27 protein-coding genes and 4 pseudogenes are annotated in these 24,864 nt (G+C 66.7%); 24 read left to right on the forward strand and 7 right to left on the reverse strand.

What is annotated here, in order from left to right:
• Nucleotides 1–240 precede the first annotated feature (240 nt).
• Nucleotides 241–2,826, forward strand: coding sequence for a SpoIIE family protein phosphatase (locus tag ACFC79_RS21875; protein ID WP_376242524.1), 2,586 nt, complete (start codon nucleotides 241–243; stop codon nucleotides 2,824–2,826).
• 227 nt (nucleotides 2,827–3,053) lie between these two features.
• Nucleotides 3,054–4,367, forward strand: a complete 1,314-nt coding sequence (locus ACFC79_RS21880) for a glycosyltransferase 87 family protein (RefSeq protein WP_376242526.1) — start codon at nucleotides 3,054–3,056, stop codon at nucleotides 4,365–4,367.
• A gap of 82 nt (nucleotides 4,368–4,449) precedes the next feature.
• On the opposite strand, the pseudogene ACFC79_RS21885 reads toward ACFC79_RS21880, so the two are convergent.
• Both ACFC79_RS21885 and ACFC79_RS21890 read right to left on the reverse strand, forming a co-directional pair.
• A pseudogene (locus ACFC79_RS21885) lies at nucleotides 4,450–4,992 on the reverse strand (biotin/lipoate A/B protein ligase family protein); the annotation flags it as partial.
• Nucleotides 4,993–5,064: 72 nt separating this feature from the next.
• A complete protein-coding gene (locus ACFC79_RS21890; RefSeq protein ID WP_376242528.1) occupies nucleotides 5,065–6,129 on the reverse strand; it encodes a biotin/lipoate A/B protein ligase family protein in 1,065 nt (354 codons plus the stop codon).
• Between the two features lie 163 nt (nucleotides 6,130–6,292).
• Between ACFC79_RS21890 and ACFC79_RS21895 the strand changes: the two are divergent.
• A pseudogene (locus ACFC79_RS21895) lies at nucleotides 6,293–6,726 on the forward strand (IS630 family transposase); the annotation flags it as partial.
• Between the two features lie 67 nt (nucleotides 6,727–6,793).
• Here ACFC79_RS21895 and ACFC79_RS21900 read toward each other — a convergent pair.
• A pseudogene (locus ACFC79_RS21900) lies at nucleotides 6,794–7,184 on the reverse strand (transposase); the annotation flags it as partial.
• A 266-nt stretch (nucleotides 7,185–7,450) separates the two neighbouring features.
• Nucleotides 7,451–8,239 (reverse strand): hypothetical protein, encoded by a 789-nt coding sequence (locus ACFC79_RS21905; protein WP_376242530.1) that lies wholly within the window; start codon nucleotides 8,237–8,239, stop codon nucleotides 7,451–7,453.
• Between the two features lie 175 nt (nucleotides 8,240–8,414).
• On the opposite strand from ACFC79_RS21905, the gene ACFC79_RS21910 reads away from it, so the two are divergent.
• The 9 genes from ACFC79_RS21910 (at nucleotide 8,415) to ACFC79_RS21950 (ending at nucleotide 15,098) form a co-directional block, all read left to right on the forward strand.
• Nucleotides 8,415–8,843: an Asp23/Gls24 family envelope stress response protein gene (locus tag ACFC79_RS21910; protein ID WP_376242532.1), complete on the forward strand. Its 429-nt coding sequence runs from the start codon at nucleotides 8,415–8,417 to the stop codon at nucleotides 8,841–8,843.
• Between the two features lie 37 nt (nucleotides 8,844–8,880).
• Complete coding sequence (locus tag ACFC79_RS21915; protein ID WP_376242533.1) at nucleotides 8,881–9,102, forward strand: hypothetical protein; 222 nt, start codon at nucleotides 8,881–8,883, stop codon at nucleotides 9,100–9,102.
• 5 nt (nucleotides 9,103–9,107) lie between these two features.
• Nucleotides 9,108–9,560, forward strand: coding sequence for an Asp23/Gls24 family envelope stress response protein (locus ACFC79_RS21920; RefSeq protein ID WP_376242535.1), 453 nt, complete (start codon nucleotides 9,108–9,110; stop codon nucleotides 9,558–9,560).
• Nucleotides 9,557–10,240 carry a DUF6286 domain-containing protein gene (locus ACFC79_RS21925; RefSeq protein ID WP_376242537.1) on the forward strand — a complete coding sequence of 228 codons (684 nt, stop codon included), beginning with the start codon at nucleotides 9,557–9,559 and terminating at the stop codon, nucleotides 10,238–10,240. The genes ACFC79_RS21920 and ACFC79_RS21925 overlap by 4 nt, the downstream gene beginning before the upstream one ends.
• Nucleotides 10,241–10,248: 8 nt before the next feature.
• Nucleotides 10,249–10,845 (forward strand): alkaline shock response membrane anchor protein AmaP, encoded by a 597-nt coding sequence (amaP, locus tag ACFC79_RS21930; protein WP_376242539.1) that lies wholly within the window; start codon nucleotides 10,249–10,251, stop codon nucleotides 10,843–10,845.
• 649 nt (nucleotides 10,846–11,494) lie between these two features.
• A complete protein-coding gene (locus ACFC79_RS21935) occupies nucleotides 11,495–11,650 on the forward strand; it encodes a DUF6131 family protein (protein ID WP_164495245.1) in 156 nt (51 codons plus the stop codon).
• A gap of 151 nt (nucleotides 11,651–11,801) precedes the next feature.
• Complete coding sequence (locus tag ACFC79_RS21940) at nucleotides 11,802–12,209, forward strand: SRPBCC family protein (RefSeq protein WP_376242541.1); 408 nt, start codon at nucleotides 11,802–11,804, stop codon at nucleotides 12,207–12,209.
• Nucleotides 12,210–13,244: 1,035 nt separating this feature from the next.
• On the forward strand, nucleotides 13,245–14,024 hold the full coding sequence (locus ACFC79_RS21945) for a histone protein (RefSeq protein ID WP_376242543.1): 780 nt from the start codon (nucleotides 13,245–13,247) through the stop codon (nucleotides 14,022–14,024).
• Between the two features lie 6 nt (nucleotides 14,025–14,030).
• Nucleotides 14,031–15,098: an SRPBCC family protein gene (locus ACFC79_RS21950; RefSeq protein ID WP_376242545.1), complete on the forward strand. Its 1,068-nt coding sequence runs from the start codon at nucleotides 14,031–14,033 to the stop codon at nucleotides 15,096–15,098.
• Nucleotides 15,099–15,366: 268 nt separating this feature from the next.
• Here ACFC79_RS21950 and ACFC79_RS21955 read toward each other — a convergent pair whose 3' ends face one another.
• Nucleotides 15,367–15,537 carry a hypothetical protein gene (locus ACFC79_RS21955; protein ID WP_376242547.1) on the reverse strand — a complete coding sequence of 57 codons (171 nt, stop codon included), beginning with the start codon at nucleotides 15,535–15,537 and terminating at the stop codon, nucleotides 15,367–15,369.
• A gap of 395 nt (nucleotides 15,538–15,932) precedes the next feature.
• Here ACFC79_RS21955 and ACFC79_RS21960 point away from each other — a divergent pair.
• Nucleotides 15,933–16,737, forward strand: a pseudogene (locus ACFC79_RS21960) (transposase family protein).
• A gap of 393 nt (nucleotides 16,738–17,130) precedes the next feature.
• Here the strand turns inward: ACFC79_RS21960 and ACFC79_RS21965 are convergent.
• Entirely contained in the window at nucleotides 17,131–17,286 is a 156-nt protein-coding gene (locus ACFC79_RS21965; protein WP_229846355.1) for a DUF6131 family protein, read from the reverse strand.
• A gap of 478 nt (nucleotides 17,287–17,764) precedes the next feature.
• On the opposite strand from ACFC79_RS21965, the gene ACFC79_RS21970 reads away from it, so the two are divergent.
• The 9 genes from ACFC79_RS21970 to ACFC79_RS22010 all read left to right on the forward strand — a co-directional run bounded on the left by ACFC79_RS21970 (nucleotide 17,765) and on the right by ACFC79_RS22010 (nucleotide 21,883).
• On the forward strand, nucleotides 17,765–18,160 hold the full coding sequence (locus ACFC79_RS21970; protein WP_376242549.1) for a gas vesicle protein: 396 nt from the start codon (nucleotides 17,765–17,767) through the stop codon (nucleotides 18,158–18,160).
• An 84-nt stretch (nucleotides 18,161–18,244) separates the two neighbouring features.
• Nucleotides 18,245–18,709 carry a gas vesicle structural protein GvpA gene (locus ACFC79_RS21975; protein ID WP_376242551.1) on the forward strand — a complete coding sequence of 155 codons (465 nt, stop codon included), beginning with the start codon at nucleotides 18,245–18,247 and terminating at the stop codon, nucleotides 18,707–18,709.
• 3 nt (nucleotides 18,710–18,712) lie between these two features.
• Nucleotides 18,713–19,426 carry a GvpL/GvpF family gas vesicle protein gene (locus ACFC79_RS21980; RefSeq protein ID WP_376242553.1) on the forward strand — a complete coding sequence of 238 codons (714 nt, stop codon included), beginning with the start codon at nucleotides 18,713–18,715 and terminating at the stop codon, nucleotides 19,424–19,426.
• Nucleotides 19,427–19,435: 9 nt separating this feature from the next.
• On the forward strand, nucleotides 19,436–19,687 hold the full coding sequence (locus ACFC79_RS21985) for a gas vesicle protein GvpG (RefSeq protein WP_376242555.1): 252 nt from the start codon (nucleotides 19,436–19,438) through the stop codon (nucleotides 19,685–19,687).
• A gap of 81 nt (nucleotides 19,688–19,768) precedes the next feature.
• On the forward strand, nucleotides 19,769–20,227 hold the full coding sequence (locus tag ACFC79_RS21990) for a gas vesicle protein (RefSeq protein WP_376242557.1): 459 nt from the start codon (nucleotides 19,769–19,771) through the stop codon (nucleotides 20,225–20,227).
• On the forward strand, nucleotides 20,224–21,051 hold the full coding sequence (locus ACFC79_RS21995; RefSeq protein WP_376242559.1) for a GvpL/GvpF family gas vesicle protein: 828 nt from the start codon (nucleotides 20,224–20,226) through the stop codon (nucleotides 21,049–21,051). Before ACFC79_RS21990 ends, ACFC79_RS21995 begins: the two co-directional genes overlap by 4 nt.
• A complete protein-coding gene (locus tag ACFC79_RS22000; protein ID WP_376242561.1) occupies nucleotides 21,048–21,296 on the forward strand; it encodes a gas vesicle protein in 249 nt (82 codons plus the stop codon). Before ACFC79_RS21995 ends, ACFC79_RS22000 begins: the two co-directional genes overlap by 4 nt.
• A complete protein-coding gene (locus ACFC79_RS22005; protein ID WP_376242563.1) occupies nucleotides 21,286–21,693 on the forward strand; it encodes a gas vesicle protein K in 408 nt (135 codons plus the stop codon). Before ACFC79_RS22000 ends, ACFC79_RS22005 begins: the two co-directional genes overlap by 11 nt.
• A gap of 16 nt (nucleotides 21,694–21,709) precedes the next feature.
• The gene (locus ACFC79_RS22010; RefSeq protein WP_376242565.1) at nucleotides 21,710–21,883 is read left to right on the forward strand and encodes a CsbD family protein; all 174 of its coding nucleotides are present in this window, start codon (nucleotides 21,710–21,712) and stop codon (nucleotides 21,881–21,883) included.
• A gap of 217 nt (nucleotides 21,884–22,100) precedes the next feature.
• On the opposite strand, the gene ACFC79_RS22015 is transcribed toward ACFC79_RS22010, so the two are convergent.
• On the reverse strand, nucleotides 22,101–22,274 hold the full coding sequence (locus tag ACFC79_RS22015) for a CsbD family protein (protein ID WP_376242567.1): 174 nt from the start codon (nucleotides 22,272–22,274) through the stop codon (nucleotides 22,101–22,103).
• Between the two features lie 1,237 nt (nucleotides 22,275–23,511).
• Here ACFC79_RS22015 and ACFC79_RS22020 point away from each other — a divergent pair.
• Together ACFC79_RS22020 and ACFC79_RS22025 are read left to right on the forward strand one after the other, a co-directional pair.
• Nucleotides 23,512–24,282, forward strand: coding sequence for a VOC family protein (locus ACFC79_RS22020; protein WP_376242569.1), 771 nt, complete (start codon nucleotides 23,512–23,514; stop codon nucleotides 24,280–24,282).
• Between the two features lie 12 nt (nucleotides 24,283–24,294).
• Nucleotides 24,295–24,864 (forward strand): type 1 glutamine amidotransferase domain-containing protein, encoded by a 570-nt coding sequence (locus ACFC79_RS22025; protein WP_376242571.1) that lies wholly within the window; start codon nucleotides 24,295–24,297, stop codon nucleotides 24,862–24,864.

A 24,864-nucleotide genomic window follows, 5' to 3' on the forward strand; every position in this document is an offset into this window, starting at 1 on the left:
CGCCGAACGGGCGGCGGCCCGCGCACAGCGGCTGCCGCCCCCGGCCGGTCGGCGCCGTCGCCACCGGACCACCCGACCGGACCACCGGTGCGCGTCCGGATGGGCCCGGCCGATCGCGAACGCCGTCCGGGTCCCGGCCGTCCGCCGGGCGGCGAACGACATTCGCACGGGAGCGCCACAGGCAGGACCATGGAATGGACCCGCATGGACGGGCACCGGAGTGGATGGGTGGTGACCAGCATGGCGTCCGCAGGCCCTCCGCCGACGCCTGGCGCCGAACCGTCGCGGCCCAGCCTTCCCCGGCACTCCGTCGACACGGCGAACGACGCGACCGCGGTGGTCTCCGGCACCGGAACGGTCGTGGGCTGGACACAGAGCGCGCAGGACCTTCTCGGATACCGGGCGGGCGAGGTCGTCGGGCGGTCCGCCGCCTTCCTGCTCGCGATGCCCGAGGATCCGGTCCGCGTGGCGGGGATCGCGGAACGCTGCCGCGCCGGCGTCGGCTGGAGCGGGGTCGGTGACGTGCGGCGCCGCGACGGACAGCGGATCCCCGTGGACCTGCGGGTATCCGCCGCGTTCCACCTGGACGGCCGGGAGACGTTCCTGGTCTCCGCGCGCGAACGCAGACCGGAATGGACGGTGGGGCAGTCCGTGCTGGACGCCTTCCTGACCAACTCGCCGATCGGCATGGCGGTGATGGACCCGCAGCTCCGCTACGTCTGGATGAACGACACCCTGGAACGCTTCGGCGGCGTCCCGCGCGAGCACCGGGTGGGACGCCGGATGAGCGAGGTGCTCCCGGGCATGGAGGCCGGCGCCATCGAGACCCTGATGCGCGGCGTGCTGGAGACCGGCGTCCCCGTCGTCGACTACGAGTACCAGGGCTGGAGCTGGGCCGATCCGCATCGCCGACGCGCCTACTCCACCTCGTTCCTCCCCCTGACCGACCGCGACGAGACGGTCACCGGCATCTGCTACATGGTCCTGGACGTCACCGACCGGTGGAAGGCCCAGCAGCGCCTGGCCCTGGTGAACGACGCCGGGGCGCAGATCGGCAGCACCCTCGACGTGATGCGGACCGCCCAGGAACTCGCCGACTTCGCGGTGCCGCGCTTCGCCGACCTCGTCCTCGTCGACCTGCTGGAGCCCGTCGCCAGCCCCGGGGAACCGGGCACCTGGCCCGGTGGGGCCGGCCCCACGGCGTTCCCCGCCGCAACGCTCCCCGACCCGGGAGACGCGCGGGACCCGGGAGACGCGCGGGACCCGGGAGACGCGCGGGACATGCGCGACGCGCGCACGAGCGCCGCGTCCTCGCGGCCGAGGATGCGGCGCGCCGGGATGAGCTCGGTGCGGGAGGGCTGCCCGGAAGCGATCCGCCGGATCGGGGAACGGGTGGACTTCGTTCCGCCGCCGCACGACTTCCGGTTCCTCGTCGAGGGCGAACCCATCCTGATCCCGGTCCTCGACTCCTTCAGCCATCTGATGACCGTCGAGGAACCGGAACGTGCGGCACGCATCCGTGAGTTCGGCCTCCACTCCCTCATCGCCGTGCCCATGAGGGCCAGGGACACGGTGCTCGGACTGACCACCTTCATCCGGTCGGTGAACCTGGCCCCCTTCGAACCGGACGACGTGCTGCCCGCCCGCGAACTGGTGGCGCGGGCGGCCATGTGCGTGGACAACGCCCGCCGCTACACCCGCGAGCACGCCGCGGCACTGACCCTGCAACGCAGCCTGCTCCCGCACACCCTGCCCGGCGGGATGGCCCTGGACGTTGCCTCCTCGTACCTCCCCGCGGACGCCAAGGACGGCGTCGGGGGAGACTGGTTCGACGTGATACCGCTCTCCGGTGCCCGGGTCGCCCTGGTCGTCGGCGACGTCGTCGGACACGGCATAGGCGCCGCCGCGACCATGGGGCGGCTGCGCACAGCGGTGCACACCCTCGCCGACATGGACCTGCCCCCCGACGAACTCCTGGCCCACCTCGACGACCTCGTGATCCGCCTGAGCGAGGGGGAACCCGAGGGCGGGGCGAGCGGCACGACGGTCCTCGGCGCCACCTGCCTGTACGCGATCTACGACCCGGTCACCCAGCTCTGCACCATGGCCCGCGCCGGTCACCCGCCCCCCGCCGTCGTCTCCCCGGACGGACGTGTCAGCTTCCCCGAACTGCCCCCGGGCCCTCCGCTCGGACTCGGCGGAATGCCTTTCGAGACCGCCGAGATCGAACTGCCCGAGGGCAGCCTCATCGGCCTCTACACCGACGGGCTCATCGAGGGCAGGGACCGGGACGCCGAACTCGGCATGTCCCGCCTCGGCGGCGCGCTCGCCCAGCGCGGGCTCTCCCTCGCCGCGCTGTGCGAGTCGGTCGTGGAGCAACTCCTCCCCGCTCCGCAGCTCGACGACGTCGCCCTGCTGCTCGCCCGCACCCACGAGCTGGGCGCCGACCACGTCGTCTCGTGGGAGGTGCCGACCGATCCGGCGGCCGTCGCCGGCTTCCGGGCCCGAACGGCCCGGCTGCTGCGGAGCTGGGGGCTGGAGGAACTGGAGATGACGACCGAGCTGATCGTCAGCGAGCTCGTCACCAACGCGGTGCGATACGCCGACGGACCGATCCGCCTGCGGCTGCTGCGCCAGTCCGTCCTGATCTGCGAGGTCTCGGACGCCAGCAGCACCTCGCCCCGGCTGCGGCATGCAAGGACCACCGACGAGGGCGGTCGCGGCCTGTTCCTCGTCGCCCAGCTCACCCGTCGGTGGGGCACCCGTTACACGCCCGAGGGAAAGGTCATCTGGACCGAGCAGGAGCTGCCGCCCGGCACGATGTGACGGGCTCCGGCGACGGTCCGAGCGGGCCCCGTGTCATGCCATACTCACCGGTACATACATGAACTCGCATACACATGCATGAACATGTGGACGTGATCATACGATCTGTGACCGGTGAGTATAGTCCCCTGCATGTTCCCCACCTTCCCCCCATGTGATCAGCCGCGGCCACGCACGTGCGGCACCACCGTTCCCAGCCCCCGAATACACGGCCGGGGCTGGTGACGATGTCGACGACGACGCGGAACGCGCGGACGAGCCCCGACCTCACGCACGGGTCCGTCTCGCGGCTGCGCCGATGGGACTGGCCGGTACTGCTGGTGTCCGCCGCATCGGCCCTCGCGGTGGGCCTCACCTCGCCCTCCGGCACGGGGCATGAGGCATGGGGCATCACCGCCGCGACCGGGTACGCGATCGCCGCGGTGGTCGCGGTGGTCTCCGCCACCCCGTGGTCCCGTGTGCCGGCCCTGATCGCGACCGCCGGATCGGTGCTCGTTCCTCTGCTGTACCTCATCGCGATCGACAAGGCGCAGATGGAGGTCGGCGTCGTGGAGCGGTCGGCGGACCTGCTGGTCTCCTCCGGCACCGCGTACAACGCCGCACCGCACGTGGTGCCCGACTTCGACCCGTACCTGCCCGGGATGTCGGTCTTCGGGCTCCCGCACGTGATGTTCGGCGACACACCGTTCACCAGCGCCCGGCTGTGGTTCGTCCTCGGATTCCTGGCGGCCGTGATCGGGGCCGTGCGGGTGTTGACCGGGGGACGCGGCGCCGCCGCCGGTGCCGGGCGGACCGTCGGCGGTGTCGACGCCGCGACGGGCGTCTTCTGGCTGATCGCCTGCCCCGTCGTCGCGCTGCCGCTGACCACCGGCGGCGTCGACCCGCCGATCATCGGGCTCATCGTCCTCGCCCTGGCCTTCGCCGAGCGCCGCCATGCCCTGGGCGCGGGGCTGGCCCTGGGCGCGGCCGCCGCGCTCAAGTGGACCGCGTGGCCGGCCCTCCCGGTGATCGTCGCCATGTTCGCGGTGTGCTGCGGCAGGCGTGCCGCCGTCAAGTGCGCGGGCGTGGCCCTCGGCATCGCCGTGCTCTGCACCGTTCCCGTGGCCCTGGTGGACATGGACGCCTTCTACCAGAACGTGATCCTCTACCCGCTGGGACTGGGCGAGGCGGCGTCGACCGCCCAGAGCCCGCTGCTCGGCCATCTGATCGTCATGTTCGTCCCGCACGGCAGGGCGGTCACCGTGGCGCTCATCGCGCTGAGTGCCCTGGGAGTGGGGGTGTCGCTGCTGGTCCGTCCGCCGCGGACCGCCGTCGCCGCGGCGGACCGGCTCGCCTACGGGCTGTTCTTCGCGATCGCCCTGTCCCCGGCCACCCGCATCGGCTACGCCATCTTCCCCGTCGTCCTGTTCGTCTGGCCGCGCTTCGCCACCCGGCTGGCCGCGGGACGCCCCGGAGCCGACACCGACACCGACGCCGACACCGGGGCCGAAGTGCCCGGGGCACGGCAGCCGGACGGCGCCCCGGCCCCGACCGTCGCCTGAGGGCAGGAGCACAGAAACAGGAACCCCGGTGGGGAATCAGTGTGATTCCCCACCGGGGTTCCCGCGTCAGGTGCCGACGCGGTCACGGCACCCGGGCGGTCCACTCGGCCGTACCGAACTTGGTCCGCACGAGTTCCTCGGCGCGGGCCATCTCCTCCGGCGTGACCTCGCCCGCGGTCAGGCCGTGGCGCCTGCGGAAGGAGTCGATCATGTTGTCGATGACCGCGGCGCGGGGGAGACCGGTCTGCCGACGGAGCGGGTCGACGCGCTTCTTGGCGCTCTTGGTGCCCTTGTCGGACATCTTCTCCTTGCCGATGCGCAGGACGTCGAGCATCTTGTCGGCGTCGATGTCGTAGGACATCGTCACATGGTTCAGTACGGCACCGGGCCTGCCGGCTGCGCCCACGACGCGCTTCTGGGCCGCACCCGCGATCTTCCCGACCTCGGTCGCGATGTCGTTGAGCGGCTGGTACCACGCCTTGATGCCCATGTCGCCGAGCGCGCCGAGCACCCAGTCGTCGAGATAGGCGTAGCTGTCGGCGAACGACAGCCCGGAGACGAGGGCGTCCGGCACGGAGAGCGAGTACGTGATGGTGTTGCCGGGCTCGACGAGGGTCGGACGGCCAAGACAGGAGCCTGCGTGAACACGGGCAAGTGCTTGCTCCCGCCGGATGCCACACGGCATCCGGCGGGGTGCTTACGGCACCCGGGCGATCCACTCCTCGGTGGCGAACTTCTTCTGCACCAGCTCCTCCGCCTGGGTCATCTCTTCCGCTGTGACTTCGCCGGTGGTCAGCCCGTAGCGGTTGCGGAATGAGGCGATCATGTTCTCGATCACCTGTTCCCGGGCGAGGCCGGTCTGGCGGCGGAGCGGGTCGACGCGCTTCTTGGCGCTCTTGGTGCCCTTGTCGGAGAGCTTCTCCTTGCCGATGCGCAGGACCTCCAGCATCTTGTCCGCGTCGATGTCATACGACATCGTCACGTGATGCAGGACGGCTCCAGGGCCACCATCAGAGCCGACGATCCGCTTCTGGGCGGCACCGGCGATCTTCCCGGCGTCGGTGGCGATGTCGTTCAGGGGCTGGTACCAGGCGTTGATACCCATGTCGCCGAGGGCGCCCAGCACCCAGTCGTCGAGGTAGGCGTAGCTGTCGGCGAAGGAGAGGCCGGAGACCAGCGACTCCGGCACGGACAGGGAGTACGTGATGGTACTCATGGGCTCTACGAACATGGCCCCACCACCAGAAATGCGGCGTACCACGGTCATTCCGTGCTTCGCTGCCCCTGCGGGGTCCACCTCATTGCGCAGCGACTGGAAGCTGCCGATGACCACAGCAGGCGAGGCCCATTCCCAGACCCGCAGCGTGGGAACCCGCCGCCCGGCGGCCACCTCGGCGGTGAGGACCTCGTCCAGTGCCATGTGCAGGGCCGGGGCCTGCGGTTCCATGTGCACCAACTGCCAGTCGTAGTCGCTCCACTCGGTCGCATGGGCCAGCGCTCGCCGAACAGCGATGCCGACGCCCTCCGCGGTCAGTCCGAACATGACGGTCGACTCCGGCAGCGCTGCCGTGATCCGGGCCGCCAGGCCTGCGGCGTCCGTTGAGGACGGGGCACCCTCCAGGGCCCCGTTGATCGAGAGGATTGCCTCGTCGGGCTCCAGGAAGAAGTCCCCGGCGACGCGCACGTTGCGTAGTACGCCTTCCTCGATGTCCAGGTCTACGACGACAAGCTTGCCGCCGGGCACCTTGTACTCGCCATGCACGGCTTCTTTCCCTTCCAGTGCGCGGCGTGGATCCTGAGCCTGTTGCTCCGACGTGGGATAGACGCGCACATACTTCACATCGCACTTTAATGCTCGTCTGTGACGAGCGGCTACTCAGCCTCCATGCCGCTGGAGCGGCATCGGAAGTGCGACCGCTGGTGTCCTGATGCCGGGCATGCCCGAGCGCCGCACCCACGACTACCTGCGCGGCGGTGCGACGACCCTGTTCGCCGCCCTGAACGCGGCCACCGGCGAGGCCATCAGCTCTCTCCACCGCCAGTACCGCGCGGTGGAGTTCAAGAAGTTCCTGGCCAAGCTGGACAAGGAGGTCCCGGACCATCTCGACGTCCATCTGATCTGCGACAAGTGCGCCACCCACGAGACGTCCGCGACCCAGAAGTGGCGCTGGCCCATCCCCGGTTCCACATGCACTTCACCCCGACCAGCTCGTCCTGGCTCAATCAAGTGGAACGCTGGTTCGCCCTGCTGACGGTCCAACAGATACGGCGCGGAGTCCACAGGAACGTCCAAGCACTGGAGTGGGACATCAGGGTCTGGATCGCCGACTGGAACGACAACCCGAGGCCCTTCGTCTGGTGTGGGCCGAACAGACCCTGGCGTACAGCCCGACTCGTCTTCTGCCACCGGCGGTTTTGCTTGACGTTTATGCTGCTGGCCTGTTCGCGGCGTCCTTCGTAGTGTTCGTTTTGCTGAGTTTTCCGACTGGGTGCTCGCGTGGGCGGCGCTTGTTCTTCGAGCCGGTCGGTCGGCCGGGGCCTGCCGTGCCGGATTTTGGTGCGCTGGTCGGTTGGGGAGTCTTCCCACGGAGGCGCCGAAACCCTTGGCGGACGCGGGCAGGGGTGAGGCGGCCCGGTTTTGCGGGGCGCTCCCAGGTTTCCGGAGGTCCTCTGCGAAGGGCCGGGCGAGGCGGAGTTGAGTGTGGGCGGCGATGACCAGCCAGGTCCAACGGTCCGCAGCATCCGGTTCGCGGAGCTCGGAGCTGTCCAGCCCAGCGTCTGCTTGATCATCCTGAAGGTGTACTCAAGATCAGGCCGGCCAGCGTTCTGCGCAGCCGCGTCATATCCAGCCGCCCGTGGTGCAAAGCGCCGTACAGGGCGCCGTGATGTCGGTCCCGAACCGGGACAACACGGTCAGGGACTCGACGCGGGCGGCATCGTCCCACGGACTCACTCTCACGGCCTTTGTTGTGATCAGTGTCGACTTCAGCGAGAAGACATGATCACGCAAAGGCCGCCCTACTGGCTGGAGGGCGGCGAAGCCTGTGGTCAACGGGCTGACCACGGGCGGAGGCATACGCCAATTAGGCCGCGGTTTCTGCGATGAGGACGGCGGCGGTTACCGGGCCCGAGGTGTCACTGGTGGCTGCGGCGGCTACCGCCGCCCGGACGGCGAGGGCTACTTCCAGCGGGTGGTACCCGGGTGCGACCGCAAGCTGGACCTCGATGTGCCGGCCTGGTGGATGGTCATGTTGCTCCACTTTGACCGGGCGGCTTGCCAGCACGGCTGTGAGGCGGGCCACGCCCGGAACAGCCGCCGCGACATCGGCGAGCTCCCCGATGAGGCCCCGCATGGGTCGCGTTCCGGTCGTTGGGAGCGAGCTTCGCGCGGCTGCAGCCTTCGGTGGGGGCCCCATGGCGTTCTCTGCGGTCTGTGGCCTGACGTCTCTCTCCGGGCCTTCGTGGAGATCCGTGACGCGCAGATCAGCTGCCTCAGTGGCCAGGCCGAGCCTTTCAGCGGCCACGTTGAGCAACGCGCTCCTCAACTGCTCCGCGGTGCGGGGCAGTGGCTGTCCCATGATTGCGGTGAATGCCGCCTCAATCCTGAGCGGGCCAGGCGGTAGCGCGCTGGCCGGCGGATGGACGGACGGCTCGGACACGGGCCCGAGCGACGTCGGTCCGATGCGCAGGCTTTCCAGCCGAACGCCGGGAATCTCAGCGGCAGTGCGTCCGAGGGCCCGGACGGCCGCTTGCTCGGTGATCCACGTCCCGTCGTCAGGCCCTCCGAGAGGGAGCAACCGACCCAGGCCGAGCTGGCGCCGTACTGCCCGCATCCACGCCTCAGTTTCCACCGGCCTCTCACCCTCTTCCATGGCCGCGGTTCGCTTCCTCCCACATGCGCCCCGACTCCGCAGTGCCCTGCAGGGCACTGCGGACCACTCGTTGGACCACCCCGTCTCACGGTCCACGCCTCTGATAAAGCCCACTAAAACGAATATAATCCGATTGAAGAGTGCTAGGTGATCTCCTTCAGGGAGGAACAGCCCGATGACTGAGAACACCGGCGGAAGGCACGGCAGTGCGCACGGCTCTCGCGGTCGGACGACCATTGCCGACGTAGTGGTAGAGAAGATCGCCGGAATGGCGGCACGCGATGTGCCCGGCGTCCATGCCCTGGGCGGTGGATTCGCACGCTCGATGGGATCCATGCGGGAGCGGATTCCCGGGGCCGGTAGTGGCAAATCCGTCACGCGCGGGGTCAGTGTCGAGGTGGGAGAGGTTCAGGCGGCCATCGATCTGGAGATCGTTGTCGACTACGGCGTCTCAATCACGGACGTGGCCAGTGACGTGCGCGAGAACGTGATCTCCGCAGTGGAGCGGATGGCGGGTCTGGAAGTCGTGGAAGTCAACATCGCGGTCAGCGATGTGAAGCTGCCCGACGAGGAGGACGCAGAGGAGCAGCAGCGGGTCCAGTAGCCAAGGGGGGCAGCCCGCTTGAGCGAAGGAGCGCGTGATGAGCAAGGCTGTGGTCGGCTTGATTGCCGGAATGGCACTGGGCTTCGCCGGGTACTTCGGTGGCTTCTGGGCCTTCCTGCTGGTGCTGGTACTGGGCGCCGTCGGACTTGTCGCCGGGCGCTTGATGGAAGGTGATCTCGAGCCGGGTGACTTCATCCGCCGCCGCCATGACGACCACCAGCGGATGCGCGATCACCGGCGACAGGCTCGGGGAGACTGACGGCAGTGACCAGTGACGTCGATCGCCGTCCGGGGATTCCTCGCGGAGAGCGGGGTGCGACCACCGTCTCCGACCATGCCGTCGCGAAGATCGCTTCCCACGTGGCCCGCGAGGCGCTGAGCCGGTTCACCGATTCGGCCCGCCATGTACCGCCCGGCTGCCGGACACCACACGTGACGGCGTCTGTGCGGCCGGCACCGGAGCGCAACGAACACGCCCCAGGACGGGACGGCGATCCCGCCAACAGCCGTCCAGCCCTGCTCGGCGAAGTACGGATGCGCATCGCCGTGGAGCTGGGCTATCCGTCCGACATCGGGGCTCAGTGCGCTGCGGTGCGCCGCGAGGTCATCGAGCGGCTCAGGACATGGACGGGCATGGACGTGTCCGAACTCACGGTGTCGGTCGAGAGGCTGCACTCGGTGCACTCGCGGCATAGAGACCGGGAGAGAGCGAGATGAGCGCGAACACCAGACGGCAGCCGACCGGCGAAGGCGACATTCCCTCCGGTACGGGACAGGCGGCTTCGTCCGCGGGCGACCCCCCGGGCACGGGCGCGAAGGCAGCGGCCCATAAAGCGGGCCGGCCGGCGCGCCGCTTCTGGTCCGCGCGACGGATCCCCGCAGCCATTGTGGCGCTGCTGTCCGTCGCAGGCATTGGGCTGCTCCTGTACGACGTGGTCTCGGTGCGGGCAGACCGGCCCGGGATGAGCTGGCGACAGCGACTCGCTGAGGAACTGGCCAAACGGCCACTGGATGACATCTGGATGACCGTCGGGGCCGCAGTGGCGATGGCCCTTGGCCTGTGGCTTTTCCTGCTGGCGGTGACGCCGGGACTGCGCAGACTGCTAACCATGCGGCAGCCCACCGGAATCCTCAGAACAGGGGAGGTCCGCGCCGGGCTCGACCGCCACGCGGCCGCCCTGCTTCTGCGTGACCGGGCCGTACGGGTGTCCGGTGTGCAATCGGCACGGGTCGATGTCGGCCGCCGGAAGGTCAAAGCCCGGGCACAGGCACATTTCCGCGATCTCAACGAGGTCCGCGCGGATCTGGACGCTGCGCTGAGCAAAGCCGTGGCGAACTTGCGTCTCGCCCAGCAGCCCAAGCTGGACGTGCGCGTCCGGCGCCCGAAGAAGGGGTGAGATGTCCCATGCTAAAGGCAGTGAACCGGGTGCTGCTGGGGCTGCTCGGCCTTGGACTGTTCGCCCTGGGTGGCGGCGTGCTGCTGGGTGGGCTGGATCTGCAGCGCCACTGGGGATTCGACGTGCCGGGCTGGTGGCCCTTCCGCGGTCCGGACGATGTCGTGCTGGGCACCGAGGGACGCACCCGATGGCGGGAGGAGGACTGGTGGTGGCCGGCCGTCATTGCGGTGCTCGTCGTGCTCCTCGCGCTGCTGCTTTGGTGGCTTCTGGCGCAGCTGCACAGACACCGGCTGGGCCAGGTCCTCATCGAGAGCGAAGGCGACGCGGCGGCCCGACTCAGTGGCCGTGCGCTGGAGGGCGCAATCGAGGAAGAGGCGCAGGTGCTGGATGGGATCGCGCGGGCTCATGTGCGGCTGACGGGTCGGCGTGCTGCTCCGGCCGCACGAGTACGGCTGTTGCTCAAGCCTCACGCAGAACCGGCGCGGACTCTGGAGCAACTGAGCGGGGAAACGCTCGCACACGCACGGGACTCGGCAGGCCTGGACCGCCTCCCGTCGGAGATCCGGCTCCGGGAAGTCCGCCACCGCGCCCGCCGCGTCGTCTAGGCGTTCTGTCCATGGGGGTTGGTGAGGGGTATGGCATGGGTGCGGTGATCTTGAACGAGTGAGGCCTTCTGGTTCGGTGTGGATTGCGATACCTCCACGGCAGGCTCTCCTTCGGGGCTGCCAAACGAGCGGTGTGGCTCGCGTTGTTGAGGTATCTGGTGGGCTGCTGGGAGACGGCCTGCCTTCGAGGGTGATGTCGAAGGCATTCAGTGCGCGCCTCAGTGAGGTCTTCGCTGGGGAAGGACCGCGGGCCTTGACCGCCCGGCAGAGGCTTCTGCCGCTGGCGCACGGTCTTCGGCTCGAACGCGCCTTCACGGTCCCTGGGCACGGCGGTCTTCATGGGGTCGAAATGTCGGTCAGTACCGTCTTGGAGTGGGTTCCGTTACGCGAGATGCCGCTCTTCGTGCAGACGGGGCAGTACCCCTCGATTTGAATCGCGCTTTCAGGATGTTTGTCGGAAGTTGATGCGTCGCGTCATGGCGTCGCTGGTGACGAGCGCTCGGGCGATGATGACGGCCGTGCGGAAGTGTGCCTGTCCTCGTGACATAGCCTTTCCCCCGGTCTGGTGGACGAGCTCCTCGCGCGGTCTGTATCGCCGTGCATACGTGTGAGGCGCATACTAAAAAGACCTGGGAGAACGGAGGACGCCATGATCATCCTCGGCGTCATTCTGCTGGTCATCGGCCTGGTGGCCGGCATATCGATCCTGTGGACCATCGGTATCGTGCTCGTCGCGATCGGCATCGTACTTTGGATCCTGGGTGCGGTCGGGCATGCAGTGGGCGGTCGACGGCACTACTGGTAGTGCCGCTTGCTTCGGCTCCTCGTCACGCGGCCGCTGTGATGTCCAACGGCGGCTGTGATCCCGGCGTGCTCGGATGCCGCGTGCTATTCAGCGTCCCGGATGGGAGCACACATGGCTGTACGTCATCAGCTCATCGCCCGGGAACCGTCCCGTGCTCTGGGCGGTTCTGGAGGACGAGAGCCGTTACCCGGACTGGGTGGTGGGGACCTTGGACTCCGCCCCGGGCAACGGGCATTGGCCGGAAGCCGGATCGTCGATCAAATACACGGCGCGTGTGGGGTCGAAAGAGTTCCACGGGCGCACGACGGTCCGTCGTCTCGACGCCCCGCGCGCACTTGAACTCGAAGTGCACGGAGGGCCGTTGGGTACGGCACGGATCGCTTTCGATATCCGGCCGCGGGACGAGAAGACCCTGGTCATTCTCGACGAGCATCCGCTGCGCGGCCTGGGAGGGAGTCTCCACAACACAGTTGTCGACGCCTTCGTGCAGATCCGACACCGCAGCATGTTGCGGCGACTTGCGGAAGTCGTCGAAGGAATGCCTCAGGACACGGGGTGAGTGACAAGGGCCAGCCCCAACAGCTGGTCAGCTGACTGGGTCCAGTAGCTCAGAGAGACGCTCGGCTGGGGTTGAGTTGAGCGCCTTTCGTGGTCGGCTGCTGAGACAGCGGCACCACCTCCAGCTGCTCAGGAGTGTGGGACGAGTCAATGTCCCTGGGGAAATGCTGTCGCAGCAGGCCGTTGGTGTGCTTCTTCGAGCCGCGCCGCCCCAGGGCTAGGGCGTGTTTCGAGAGTCCGGCCTGGTCGGGGGTGTCCGGCCCCCGACCCCGCCCTCCGGGCGGACGGCGCTACTTTCGAAGCACGCCCTAGTCGTGTAGCGGAAGTAGACCGAATATCTGTGGACTTGGTGCACGGCTGGTGGGCAGCCATCTCCACGCCCTGGTCACAGGGCAGGGAACGCCGAAGGCGCGGCGGAAGAGATTGGACGGTCGCGGCGAAAACGTTACGTGTGGCCAGGAAACCATGGCCACACAGCAGATGGAGGATGGGCTCGTGCCGTCGTCCGATACACCCCCAAATCAGCGATCCCTACAGCAGCCGCCCACCCCGGCTGATGCGCCTGCTAGCTCCGCTCAAGGTGCGAGGCGCCCGATACCGATCAGACTTGAATGCATGGCAGAAGAACGACAGCCCCGTGGCGAAAGCCACGACTTCCGAAACGCGGCGGAGCGATTTGGAGACGCGCACCGCGAACACGTCAAGCTGCGTATTGCGGGCCTGCTGCCTTTTTTGCAACTTCGTCGCCGCTGCAGGCACTCACGTTGAGGTCGCCGGAGTCTGGCCATGGGACTGATCACGAAACTTCTCACGCTCCCCATCGCACCGGTCCGTGGTCTGATCGGGGTGGCGGAGGCTCAGCGACACTGCCGAGCGCGAACTGTACGACTCGCGAGTGTTCCGTGCCGGCTGGCTGTACTGAACCGGAAACTTGAAGGCGGAGATACCGGCACGGAGGGAGTTCGAATCAGGAAGAGGAAAGGCTACTCGACCGGCTAGGTCGGCCCCGCACCGAACGATCGAAGGTGACGTACTCATGGATGACAAAGCCAAGGTGACCCTCGCGGCCGCAATAGTGGGCGGCTATGTGCTGGGCCGAACAAAAAAGGGCCGGCTGGCCCTGACCATTGCAACGTACCTGGCAGGGAGGCGATTCGGCCTGGAACCCCGACAGCTTGCCGCCGAAGGGATGCGCAGACTGGGGGAGATTCCCCAGTTTGCCGAGCTGCAGGAGCAGCTGAAAGGGGAAGTCTTCGACGCAGGCCGTAAGGCAGTGGCTGCCGCCGCTGACCGGGGCATGAGTTCGCTGGCCGACGCCATCAGCGACCGTACGGCCCGGCTCGGTGAGAAGCAGGATGAGGGGGAGGAAGAGGAAGGCGCGGAGTACGAGGAAGAGGAGGAACCGGAAGAGGAAGAGCCGGAGGCCGAGTACGAAGAGGGCCAGGCGGAGGAAGAGGAGGTAGAGGAGGAGCAGCCAGAAGAGGAATACGAGGAGGAAGAGGAAGAGCCGGAAGCGAGGCAGCGCCGCAGATCTCGTCAATCAGCCCAGCCCAGAGGAGGCACGGCGCGCAAGAAGGCCGCACCCGCCCATGGAGAGAAGCCTCGGACGGCCAAGAAGTCTGCTGCCCGGAAGACGGCCCCGGCAAAGAAGACGGCTGCGAAGAAAACTGCTCCGGCCAAGAAGTCTGCTGCCCGGAAGACGGCCCTGCCAAAGAAGACGGCTGCGAAGAAAACTGCTCCGGCCAAGAAATCCGCCGCCCGGAAGACGACGCCGTCGAAGCGAGTAGCGTCCACACGCGCCGATCGTCGGAGGTAGCTAGTCATGACCAGGACGAAAACAGGCCAGCCCCCGGCACAGATGTCGGGTGCGGACCGGCTTCGCGAAGAGGCGTCCAATTTCCTCAGTGCACAGGTGGAGAGGCTCGCCGAGAAGGCGGGTGACAAACTTACCGATGTCACTGGGAAGCTCACCGATGTGGCGGAGAGCGGATCGCTTCCTGCGATCGGCTCCCGTATTCTCCAGGGCGATTCCCCACTGAAGGCATTCTTCGGAGAGAAAGCCAAGGGCGTCAAGGACAAAGTCGTGGGGAAGGTCAAGGAAGCGTTCGGCGGCGGAAAGGGTAAACGCAAGTCGAGCGGTGGCAAGGTCATGAACATCATCGAGGTTCTCGATGTGGGAGTGCCCCTGCGTGTCGCGTACGACTACTGGACGCAGTACGACCAGTTCAGCAGCTTCGCGAAGGGCGTTCGCGACGTCTCGAAGAGCGATGAGATGTCCAGTGACTGGAAGGTCAAAGTCGGCCCTTCCTCGCGCAGCTTCAAAGCGACTGTCCAGGAACAGGTTCCCGACGACCGCATAGTTTGGACATCCGAGGGAGCCAAGGGAACTACCCGTGGTGCGGTCAGTTTCCATGAGCTGGCCCCCAGCCTGACTCGAATCGTCCTGGTCGTGGAGTACTACCCGTCCGGTTTCTTCGAGAAGACGGGCAACCTGTGGCGCGCCCAAGGGCGCCGAATGCGACTCGACTTCAAGCACTTTCAGCGATACGTCACCCTCGCCCAGGAAGAGCCCGAGGGCTGGCGCGGTGAAATCCGGGATGGTGAAGTCGTCGTGTCCCACGAAGACGCCATGGAAGAAGAGGCCGCCGAGCAGGAGGACGCACAAGGCGAGGAGTCCGAGGACGAGGACTACGAGGAGGAGCCTGAGGACTACGAGGCCGAGGAGGACGAAGACTACGAGGACGAGGAGGACGAAGACTACGAGGACGAGGACGAGCCTGAGGGCGAGCCTGAGGACGAGGACGAAGGAGAAGGTGAATACGAGGAAGAAGGGGAAGAAGGAGAGGAAGAGGACGTAACCCCCTCCAGGGGGCGGGGACGACAGAGGTGACGCCGTGACTGGCGTCGCCTTCAGGCAGGGGGCCTACCCGTTTCGGGGCTCTGATTCCATGCAACGGGCTTCCTCAGGATAGGAGTTCGTACACGGGCCGGTGCCGTTTGCGGATAGCGGCGACGATGCGGCGCGGACGGCCGTTGACGTCCGGGGCAAAGGTGGCGCTGCTTCGGCAAGAGGCGCGCCAGGAACTTCCGCGGGTGGGACTGCAACTGCCCCGCCACGCGTACTGCACCGGCCACCTCGAAGGGCAGCTCCATGTAGGTCACGAAGGACGCGTCGAGCCTGTCTGCCGTGCGGCCTCTGCCTCGTCCCTGACCGCATCGATGTGCTGCGGATCCCGTGTGTAGGTGTAGGCGGGTGAGTGCTCCAGGTCAGCGTCGATGTTCAGTTCGGCGCGGAGAGCGGCCGTCCGGTCGAGCGCGTCCGTTGTCATAGCGCGTACAGCCGGCGCTGCGGGCGACATGCTTCGCTCTCAACTGCGCGTACACCAAGCCATGCGCAGCCGCCAGTTTGGCGGTGGTGTATCCGGTCACGCCCGCGGCGATCCGGTCCGCCTCCAGGACAACAACGTCCACACCTGCCCGGACCAGTTCCCATGAGGTGCATAGGCCGGCGATGCTGCCGCTGATGACTGTGACGTCTGCGGTCAGGTCGGTGCTGGGGGGACAGCCGGTACCCGGCGTGGTGGCGATCCAGTACGCCGCGTCAAAGCCATGGCTCCTCGGCTTCCGCTTTGACCGGGACATCGAACCTTTTTCATCCTGTGCCGGGAGGGTGAAATGGCCTGGTGGGCGGGGGCGTGACAGGGCAGGGCCCCTGGTCGTTTGCGTGGTGATCTCACTCATCACACCAGCGACCGAGGGGCCCTGTTGGTTCCGTATCCTTCCATGCCCGACGTACCGTACGAGCTCGTCGAGCATGTCTCCTGGCTCATCTACGCCCGAAGGCGTGAACTGAACTCGCCCTGGCGACAGCTCGGTTGCTTCAAACAGGCGCTGCTCGCCCTGGCCCATCTCCGGAAGAACGAGACGTTCGCCCAGCTCGCGGCTGGGTTCGGCGTCTCGACCGTGACGGCTTGGAGGTACGTCGACGAGACCCTGGACGTTCTCGCGGCATGGGCGCCGGGCCAGCACGAGGCCCTGACCGGACTGGGCGAGGGCGACTTCGTCATCGTCGACGGCACCCTGATCGCCACCGACCGCATCAAGCCGACAAGCCGTACTACTCCCAGAAACACAAGCAGCACGGTATGAACGTGCAGGTCATCGCCCGCCCCGATGGCACACCGCTGTGGGTTCTCCCGCGCGACGCCGGGCCGCACCCACGATCTGACCGCAGCCCGCGCCCACGGCATCATCCAGGCATACCTGACCCGGCAGATCCTCATTCTTGCGGACCGCGCCTATCAGGGAGCCCGCGCCACTGTCCGCACCCGTACTACCGCCACCGCGAACAGCCCGAGCGCTACCAGCAGTTCAACCGTGACCGCGCCCGGCTCCGGGTGCCCGGCGAACGCGCCTTCGCTCAGTTGAAGCAGTGGCGGATCCTCCGGCGAAGCAGATGCTCCACCCGACGCGTCGGCACCATCGTCCAGGCCGTCCACACCCTGATGACCTGCGGCTATTCAGGATGAAAAAGGTTCATTGAGTGGCCCGTTGTGCACATCGTGATATCGGCCCGTTGCGCACGTGAAGGGGCGGGTCATGAATCAGTCTGCAGCCATCACGAAACTGAGGCAGGACGCTGCTGCCGCAGAGGTCGAAGAACCCCTGCTGCGTTGACGTGCGCCTCGTCAAAGTCGGCCTCCACGTGGGCGTGGACCGCCCGCACGTGCTCATCCACGTCGTCGCCACAGACGACGCGGTCAGGGGCTATGGCCTTCGGCGACCAGTTCGGAGGCTTGCTCGAAGTGTTTCGGGGTCGGCAGCGCCTAAAATCTGCGGCTGCCTCCAATCAAAGGCCAGAAAAACACCTACAGCGAAGAAAGGCTCCTATACAAGTCGCTGAGTGGCGAGACTCTGCCGGGCTACCAGTAGTGCCTTCGACCAGCGACCGCGTGCCCCAGCGACCCCAAGATCCACAAGACAACCCCGATAACCGCGAGAACTATCCCGATTGTCCACAGTATGGAGATCCCGGTCACGAACCCGACGACAAGCAAAATGATTCCGAGAATGATCACGGTGTTCTCCGATCTCGCACATGCCCTCTCTTTTTACTGTGATCCCTACGCACCGCAAGGGCAACTGCTCAGGGAATGGGTGCGTGTGCCTGCCATGACCTGTGCCCCAACGATGGGCCGTCGGAGAACAGGTCAACAAGAGTGAACACCGGCGTTCCACCACTTGCGAAACACGCATGACGCTGATCGCCTTTTGCGTTCGTCATCAGCGCCCAGGGCCTCAGTGGAAGCGATTCCTTCCTCGGGGGATAGCGTGCTCACCACCCCCACCACCCCACCACTCACAGCGTTTCTTATGCGGCAGCGATGGCGCTACGCAGCCAGTGGGGAGGCTAGGGCACGCGGTCAGGAGGCTGCGCCCGGCGCTGAAGCAATGTGCAGGCATCCGAGATGCGGTCGGCTCAGGCCGTATATCATGGAACGGCGTCTTGTGAAGGTGACGCGGGCATTATGTCGTCTCCGATTCCGGAGCGGGAACATGGCCGTAGGCGAAGAGGACGAGACAGGGCGCGTCCGGCGTCCGTCCAGCGAGAAGCCCGCCAAGAAGACCGCCAGGAGAACCAGCACCGGACGGGCCAGCAGCCGCACGAGCGAAACGAAGCATGCGGCCCGCCGGGTTTCGGCCCCGCGGGCCATGCGGTATGCGGCTGAGCAGCTCCAGGAGCTTTTGGGGCGAGCACCCGAGTCCGTCTCGGCGGTGAAGCCGACGGAGGGCGGCTGGGAGGCGGACGTGGAAGTTTTGGAGCTGGAGCGTATCCCCGGCACTACCAGCGTGATGGCGAGTTACCGGGTGACGCTGGACGAGGAAGGCGAACTGCTGGCGTACGAGCGCACCCGCCGCTATACCCGATCTCAGATCGACCCGCGTGGCTAGCGGAATACCACTGCTGCATCGCTCGACGGACGAACGGAAGCGGCGTCGTCCGGAGTCACGTGTGAGCTGCTGAAAGGAGGCACCATGACTATGGTGCCGCAGGGCGGAAGAACCATCTCCAGGGCCGGCGGAGGAGGGTCGGGAAACCTTTACGACATCCTCGAGCTGATACTGGACCGCGGCCTGGTGATCGATGTCTTTGTGCGTGTGTCCTTGGTGGGCATTGAGATCCTCAAGATCGATGCCCGCATCGTCGTGGCGAGCGTGGATACCTACCTGCGCTTCGCGGAGGCCTGCAACCGCCTCGACCTGGAGGAGGGTCGCAAGGCTCCGTCTCAGCTGACCGACCTGGTCGGCGAGGTGACCGAGGGCGGAGCACATGGGAAGGCCAAGGGGGCTCTGAGTGGGGCCGCTGACGTGCTGACCGATGCCCTGAAGGGAGGGCATGACGATGAGGAGGCCGAGCAGTCAGAAAAGAGGCGCAAGGAGCCCGAGGAGAGGCGGGAGCGGCCGCGGCGTCGGCCTGCCGCCCGACGCCGTGAGGAGTGAACCATGGCCGTATACGTGTATTCCATTGTCCTGGCCACCCATCCGCAGCGCTTGGACGACCTCCACGGGGTGGGAGACCCGCCTGCGACCCTCCGCACGGTGCACAACGAAATGCTGTCCGCGGTCGTCAGCGACGCGCCCGAGGAGCTGCGTCCCAAACGCCGAGACCTCAGCGCACACCAGGCCGTCCAGGAACAGCTGATGGCCGATGGCACCGTCTTGCCACTGCAATTCGGCTTCACTGCGGTGGACGACGAAGCTGTACGAGCGGTCCTGGAGGACGGCATGGATAATTTCAGCGAACGCTTGCGGGCGCTGGAGGGCTGCGCAGAATACCACCTGAAGGCCGCCCAGGACGAGGATGCGCTGTTGCGCCAGATCCTTCAGGAGTCCGACGAGGCACGCGAACTCAACGAGGAGATCAGAAGCGGCCGCAGCAGCCCGGAACTGCCGCTTGCCCTCGGGGAGCTGGTATCCCAAGAAGTGCAAGCGCGGCAGGAACGGCTCGCCGTCGAAGTCCTCGATGCGCTGCGCGGATTCGCGCGGGAAGAACGCTCGTCGCAGCCGACCGGGAACGACTTCTTGAATGTGTCCTTCCTTGTGGAGCGGGACAACGAGAAGACCTTCCTCGGCGCGGAACAGGATATAGCCAAGGAACTGGGAGAGGACTTCGACCTGCGACTGGTCGGCCCACTTCCTGCCTACAGCTTCGTCTAAGGAGTCCTCATGGGACTGCTGACTCAACTCGCGACTCTTCCGCTGGCGCCGGTGCGCGGCGTGGCCTGGGTCATGGAGCGCGTCGTCGAGGCCGCGGAGAACGAGTACTACGACCCAGCCCCCGTCGAACGGGAACTCGCCGCACTTGAGCGAGCGCTCGTGGCGGGAGAAATCGACGAGGAAAGCTTCGACCGGCGCGAGGACGAGTTGCTGGACCGGCTGGACGAGATCAGGGCCCATGTCCAGGGCGTCGATACCTGATCGCGCAGCCGGTGGAACAGGCGCATTGCCACGCGCTCCCGTCGAAGCAACGGGACACCAGGGAATTGAGGTGCAGCAGCCGTGACCGAACCCGTCGCCAGGAGGCTGGGCAACCTCCCGTCCAGGTCCGCCCCGTATGGCCAGGGCTCCTCGGCCAATCTCGCCGACATCCTGGAGCGTGTCCTGGACAAAGGCATCGTCATCGCAGGCGATATCCAGATCAACCTCCTGGACATCGAACTGCTCACCATCAAGTTGCGCCTGCTGATCGCTTCGGTGGACAAGGCGAAGGAAATGGGCATTGACTGGTGGGAGCACGATCCCTCACTGTCGTCACGCGCCAACGACGGCCGCTCACTCGCCGAGGAGAACAAACGGCTGCAGGCTGAAATCACGGCGCTGCGCGAGGGCCGTGAGCTGCCACCGGCCAAGGACGAGGAGAGCCGCGCCGCGGCTCCCCGCAGCACGGCACCCCGCCGCACCGCACGCACCAAACGGGCAGAGCCCAGCCCCCACAGCGAGAGGTGGGACGAGCCATGACCCCCACGATCTCCTACGCGTACGCCATAGCACGGGACGCCGACGGATTGCTGGAAAAAGCTCTGTCCGGGGTCCCTGGAGTGGCGGAGGCGCCGGTGAATCTAGTGCGTGTAGGGCACAACGACGATGTGGTCGACGATGTGGTCGTCGCCGTGAGCCCGGTACCCGAGCGGGACTTCCAAGAAGCCGCGCTGCGAGCGCATCTTGAGGACTTGGACTGGCTGGAGTCGGTGGCCCGGGCCCATCACCGGGTGATTGATGCCTTGGCCGCCCGCACCGCCGTCCTGCCACTGCGTCTGGCTACGGTATACCTCGACGACGAGCGGGTGCGACTCATGCTCCGGGCCCGCCACGAGGCATTTGCCGACAGACTGACCGACCTGGCAGCGCAGGTGGAGTGGGGCGTCAAGATCTATGTCGAAGCAGCCGCCGAGGCCGAGAGGCCAGCAGGCCCACCCACAGATGCGGGTCTGAGCCCCGGGCGGGCTTACCTCAGCCACCGCAGAGCACAGCGGCACGCCCGCGAAGACGCCTATCGGGACGCCGGACAGGCAGCCGAGCGGGTCGAGGCCGCCGCCCGCGCTTATGCGGTTGATCGCGTCCAGCACCGGCCGCAGCAAGGCGAACTCGCCCGCGGGCCGGGAGAGAACGTCATCAACGACGCCTACCTCGTGCCGCTGCAACAGGCTGAAGACTTTCGCGCCGATGTCATGCAGGCCGCAGAAGGACTACCCGGGGTACGCGTCGAAGTCACGGGGCCATGGGCCCCGTACTCCTTCGCCACCCTCACCGAAGCCGAACCGCTGAAGAGGGCCACGCCGTGAGGGCGGCGGGCAGGCCGGAGGCTCCGCCGGAGGAGCCGCTGCCGCAACGGCAGATCGCACTGATCGACCTGCTGGACCGGCTGCTCAGCGGAGGCGTGGTCCTTACCGGAGACGTCGTGCTCTCCATCGCCGATATCGACCTCGTACGCATATCGCTGCGCGCGCTGATCGTCTCCATCAGCGAACAGAATCCTTCCCCGTGGCATGCCATTTCAGCACCCATAGGAGACGACCATGTCAGGTAAGGACCGTCCGCCCGGAAGTCGCCTGGACGAGATCGCCGATGCCGCCGCCCGCGCCTTCCGCATGCTGCCCGCAGTGCCGCAGGACATCCTGCCCCGGGGCGGTACGGAGGCGCGAAGGCCGGCCCATCGGATCATTACCGCCCCGGACACGGTGGAACGGGACCTGATCAAACTCGTACTCACACTCGTCGAGCTGCTACGACAGCTCATGGAGCGCCAAGCCCTTCAGCGGGTCGACGCAGGAGACCTCACTGAGGAACAGGAAGAGCGCCTAGGAGCAACTTTGATGATTCTGCACAGTCGTATGATTGAACTCTGCTCTCGGTACGACCTTTCCATGCAAGATCTCAACTTGGATCTCGGACCTCTCGGAACTCTGCTGCCACCACCCGAATGACGTCAGGGAGAACGAAATGGGTATCGGAAAGAAGTCCAAGAACATAGGCGAAATCGCGGAGGGGAAAACAAAGGAATCGGTCGGGCGGGCCGTGGGTAACGAAAGGCTGGAGGGAAAGGGGAGGGCCCAAAAGGTGAAGGGTAAAGTGAAGCAGGTCATCGAGAAGGGCAAGGAAACCTTCAAGCACTGAAAGAAAGACACGCCGCACTGACCCGCTGCCACGCTCCGATAACAAGGGCGGGCCGGCGTTCAGCGGAGCAAGTGTCGGCTGGCTTGCAGTCGACGCAGCTGGCGGCGGGATAGTGCGCGTTCGGTATAAAGAGGCGCTGAGGAGGGCGGCTTTTGTCTGCGCTCATCTCATCTATGTCCGAGTGGACCTGAAAGCTGCCCGGCCCACAACGCAGGTACTACTGTCCGGACTTCTTCAGTCGCTCAGCCACCTTCGCCGCATTCTCCTGGGCCTTGCCTGCTATTTGCTCGCCGCGGCCCTCAGTCTGCATGTCCTTGTCGCCCGTGGCATCGCCGACGGTTTCCTTCAGCTTACCCTTGACCTGCTTGGCCTTCGCCTTTGCCTTACCCATGGCTATTCTGTCCTTCACCCGTGGGAATGACGTAATCCACCTTGTGTCGATCACTCCGAGGTCGCAATTGGTGAGGTGTCGCGCTCACGAGCAAATGGAAGGAAGAGCCGCGGGAGCGGCACTCTCCGATCAGTCGGGCGGCTCAGGAACCGGGCGGGAACCGGGGCCCGGCGCCGGGGGCGGCTCCGCGTCTGGCTGGGGCTCGGGCTCGCTGGGACCTGGCTCGGACGGCGGCTGCGGGTCGTGTGGCACCGGGTCCGGCCGACTGGGGACTGGCCCGGGGCCCTTGGGGGAAGGTTCCGTGGTCATCGCTCTCGTCCTTTCTCGCGTCGCTGCTTCGCAACACCCCAGGGTCCTGGCTCCACAGTCGGCATCTCACACGGGGAAGAGACCGTCAGCTACGGAATTGGGCCGCTATCTGCAAAACAGACCGCGCCCGCGTATGAGCGCGGTCGGGTCCCTCGCCCGCAGCGCGGCCGGGGGATGCGCCGTGGCAAGGAACACCGGTGATGATCCTCGCTGCTCGTCCCTTCGTCCTGCGCGGTGGCGAGGATGTCCCAGTGCGCACGAGAGGAGGGCGTCGCGGGATTGCGTCACTTTGAAGGAGCTGCCCATAAACGACTGCATGCGTCGGTCTTCATCACGGCGAACGCGCCCTCTCCCACCATGCTTCCACCGTGCCCCGAAGTTCGCCCGGTGCGCGCGGCTGTGTCCACTCAAGCTGCCGTGCGACGCACGTTCCGAGCATGCCTCCGGCGAGGCCGCACGAGCTCCCGGCTCCTCGGGTCGTCAGGCAGGCCGGCCTGCCCCAGCCGATTGCTCTCGAAGCTCAAGGCGGGAGGCCGCATCGGAGTAGGATTGCCGGCCGCGTCCGGCCGTGACACGGATTGCACGCAGCGTTCTCTCCGAGGTCTCTTATGCCTGCTCAGCGCATGGGCGGAGGATTAGCACAGTGGCTTCCCGCTTCAGCTGCCGCTGTCCGTTCGCCGCCGGAGGGCCAAACGTGCATGCTGACAAAGGGGTTGTGTCCGCCTCGTAAGGTACCGCCATGGTTTCCACGCCCAGCCCGCCCCGGTCACACAGACCACCGGCAGAGGTCACGGAACTGGCCGGATGCACTGTCGGTGCCCCTTGTCGGGCAAGCCTCGCCACGCCGAACCCCCGAGCCGCCGAAGACTTCTACGGCGCCGTACTCGGGTGGGAGTTCCGACGCACCTCCCCAGGGGAGGGCTTCAGGATGGCACTCTGGGCGTGCGTGCCCACCGCGAGCCTGGGGTGCACAACACCGGCCTTGCAGGTGGCCCTGGACTGGACGCCCTACTTCTGTGTCACAAGCGCCGACGAGGCCGCGGCCCGCATCGTGGAACGCACCGGCACCATCGCAGTGGGTCCGGTCCGCCTTCCCCTCGGTCGCGGGGTGCTGGCCGCCGACCGTGAGGGCAATCGTTTCGGAATCTGGGAAGGGCAGCTGATTGCCGACTGGGAGTCCTGGCGCGCACACCGGCCGTGGCGATGTGAACTGCACGCAGGAGACATGTTCGAGGCCGCCATCTTCTACGGCGAGGTGCTTGAGTGGGCCTGCGCCCGGCACGGTTGCTGCGAGGTCCGCTACGAGCATGGCGGCGTCGCGCTCCGGGATGTCGGAAGCGTGGCAGCCCGGATAGTACAGGCCGGTGCGGTGCTGAGCGGCGAGCGGACGAGTCCGCGCTGGAACGTCTACTTCCCCGTACCGAATGCTGACGCGGCAGCGGAGGCGGCCTCCCAGCACGGTGGCGGAACCATCGGCCGGGCCGTAGCGGGTGATCACCGCACGGCCGACCCGCACGGCGCTGCCTTCGGTGTCGAGTCTCCACGCGGCTCCGTGATCATCAGCGCGGCGTTTGAGCTCCGGCCTGGCGCAGGTTCCGATCGGTCCCCGCGGGCCGGGAGGCCTGGCGAGGCCGCACAAGCGCAAAAATTTGGGGAACCCACGATGCCAAACCACTCCCGGCGGACCGTTCCGACCTGAAAGGACCTGGGAATGTCTGACAACGACGTGAGCATGCGGAAGGTGCTGGCCATCGTCACGAACTACGGCGTCGAGCAGGACGAACTGCTGGTGCCCCTCGAACACCTGCGGGGCTGGGGCGCCGATGTGGACGTCGCTGCTGTGTCGGCTGACGACGTCCAGACCCTGGTCGGCGACAAAGCTCCCGGAAAAACCATCCGACCCGAACTCACTCTGAGCGACGTCGACCCGGCCGAATATGACCTCCTGCTCGTGCCGGGTGGCACGTTGAACGCCGATGCACTGCGTCTGCAGAATTCGACGACGGAGATCGTGCGCTCTTTCACGTCGTCCGGGCGCCCCGTAGCGGCCATCTGCCACGGACCTTGGGCCTTGGTCGAGTCGGGTGTCACCACAGGTAAGAGGCTCACCTCCTACCCCTCGCTGAGGACAGACATCGGCAATGCCGGTGGCGAATGGGCCGACGAGCCGGTCATCAAGGATGACTCCTGTGGCTGGACTCTCATCACCTCGCGCAACCCAGGTGATCTGGAGCCGTTCCTCGAAGAGATCGATGCAGCGCTCGCCGTAAGCGGTTACTGA

This window comes from Streptomyces sp. NPDC056061 (genome assembly GCF_042266885.1).
In the GTDB taxonomy this organism is placed as follows: domain Bacteria; phylum Actinomycetota; class Actinomycetes; order Streptomycetales; family Streptomycetaceae; genus Streptomyces.

What these genes read in the sequence shown, in the direction of transcription:
- ACFC79_RS21875 (WP_376242524.1), top strand. Translation starts at nt 241, where the DNA reads ATGGCGTCCGCAGGCCCTCCGCCGACGCCTGGCGCCGAACCGTCGCGG.
- ACFC79_RS21880 (WP_376242526.1), top strand. Translation starts at nt 3,054, where the DNA reads ATGTCGACGACGACGCGGAACGCGCGGACGAGCCCCGACCTCACGCAC.
- ACFC79_RS21905 (WP_376242530.1), bottom strand. Translation starts at nt 8,239, where the DNA reads ATGGAAGAGGGTGAGAGGCCGGTGGAAACTGAGGCGTGGATGCGGGCA.
- ACFC79_RS21910 (WP_376242532.1), top strand. Translation starts at nt 8,415, where the DNA reads ATGACTGAGAACACCGGCGGAAGGCACGGCAGTGCGCACGGCTCTCGC.
- ACFC79_RS21915 (WP_376242533.1), top strand. Translation starts at nt 8,881, where the DNA reads ATGAGCAAGGCTGTGGTCGGCTTGATTGCCGGAATGGCACTGGGCTTC.
- ACFC79_RS21925 (WP_376242537.1), top strand. Translation starts at nt 9,557, where the DNA reads ATGAGCGCGAACACCAGACGGCAGCCGACCGGCGAAGGCGACATTCCC.
- amaP (WP_376242539.1), top strand. Translation starts at nt 10,249, where the DNA reads ATGCTAAAGGCAGTGAACCGGGTGCTGCTGGGGCTGCTCGGCCTTGGA.
- ACFC79_RS21935 (WP_164495245.1), top strand. Translation starts at nt 11,495, where the DNA reads ATGATCATCCTCGGCGTCATTCTGCTGGTCATCGGCCTGGTGGCCGGC.
- ACFC79_RS21945 (WP_376242543.1), top strand. Translation starts at nt 13,245, where the DNA reads ATGGATGACAAAGCCAAGGTGACCCTCGCGGCCGCAATAGTGGGCGGC.
- ACFC79_RS21950 (WP_376242545.1), top strand. Translation starts at nt 14,031, where the DNA reads ATGACCAGGACGAAAACAGGCCAGCCCCCGGCACAGATGTCGGGTGCG.
- ACFC79_RS21955 (WP_376242547.1), bottom strand. Translation starts at nt 15,537, where the DNA reads ATGACAACGGACGCGCTCGACCGGACGGCCGCTCTCCGCGCCGAACTG.
- ACFC79_RS21970 (WP_376242549.1), top strand. Translation starts at nt 17,765, where the DNA reads ATGGCCGTAGGCGAAGAGGACGAGACAGGGCGCGTCCGGCGTCCGTCC.
- ACFC79_RS21975 (WP_376242551.1), top strand. Translation starts at nt 18,245, where the DNA reads ATGACTATGGTGCCGCAGGGCGGAAGAACCATCTCCAGGGCCGGCGGA.
- ACFC79_RS21980 (WP_376242553.1), top strand. Translation starts at nt 18,713, where the DNA reads ATGGCCGTATACGTGTATTCCATTGTCCTGGCCACCCATCCGCAGCGC.
- ACFC79_RS21985 (WP_376242555.1), top strand. Translation starts at nt 19,436, where the DNA reads ATGGGACTGCTGACTCAACTCGCGACTCTTCCGCTGGCGCCGGTGCGC.
- ACFC79_RS21995 (WP_376242559.1), top strand. Translation starts at nt 20,224, where the DNA reads ATGACCCCCACGATCTCCTACGCGTACGCCATAGCACGGGACGCCGAC.
- ACFC79_RS22005 (WP_376242563.1), top strand. Translation starts at nt 21,286, where the DNA reads ATGTCAGGTAAGGACCGTCCGCCCGGAAGTCGCCTGGACGAGATCGCC.
- ACFC79_RS22010 (WP_376242565.1), top strand. Translation starts at nt 21,710, where the DNA reads ATGGGTATCGGAAAGAAGTCCAAGAACATAGGCGAAATCGCGGAGGGG.
- ACFC79_RS22015 (WP_376242567.1), bottom strand. Translation starts at nt 22,274, where the DNA reads ATGGGTAAGGCAAAGGCGAAGGCCAAGCAGGTCAAGGGTAAGCTGAAG.
- ACFC79_RS22020 (WP_376242569.1), top strand. Translation starts at nt 23,512, where the DNA reads ATGGCACTCTGGGCGTGCGTGCCCACCGCGAGCCTGGGGTGCACAACA.
- ACFC79_RS22025 (WP_376242571.1), top strand. Translation starts at nt 24,295, where the DNA reads ATGTCTGACAACGACGTGAGCATGCGGAAGGTGCTGGCCATCGTCACG.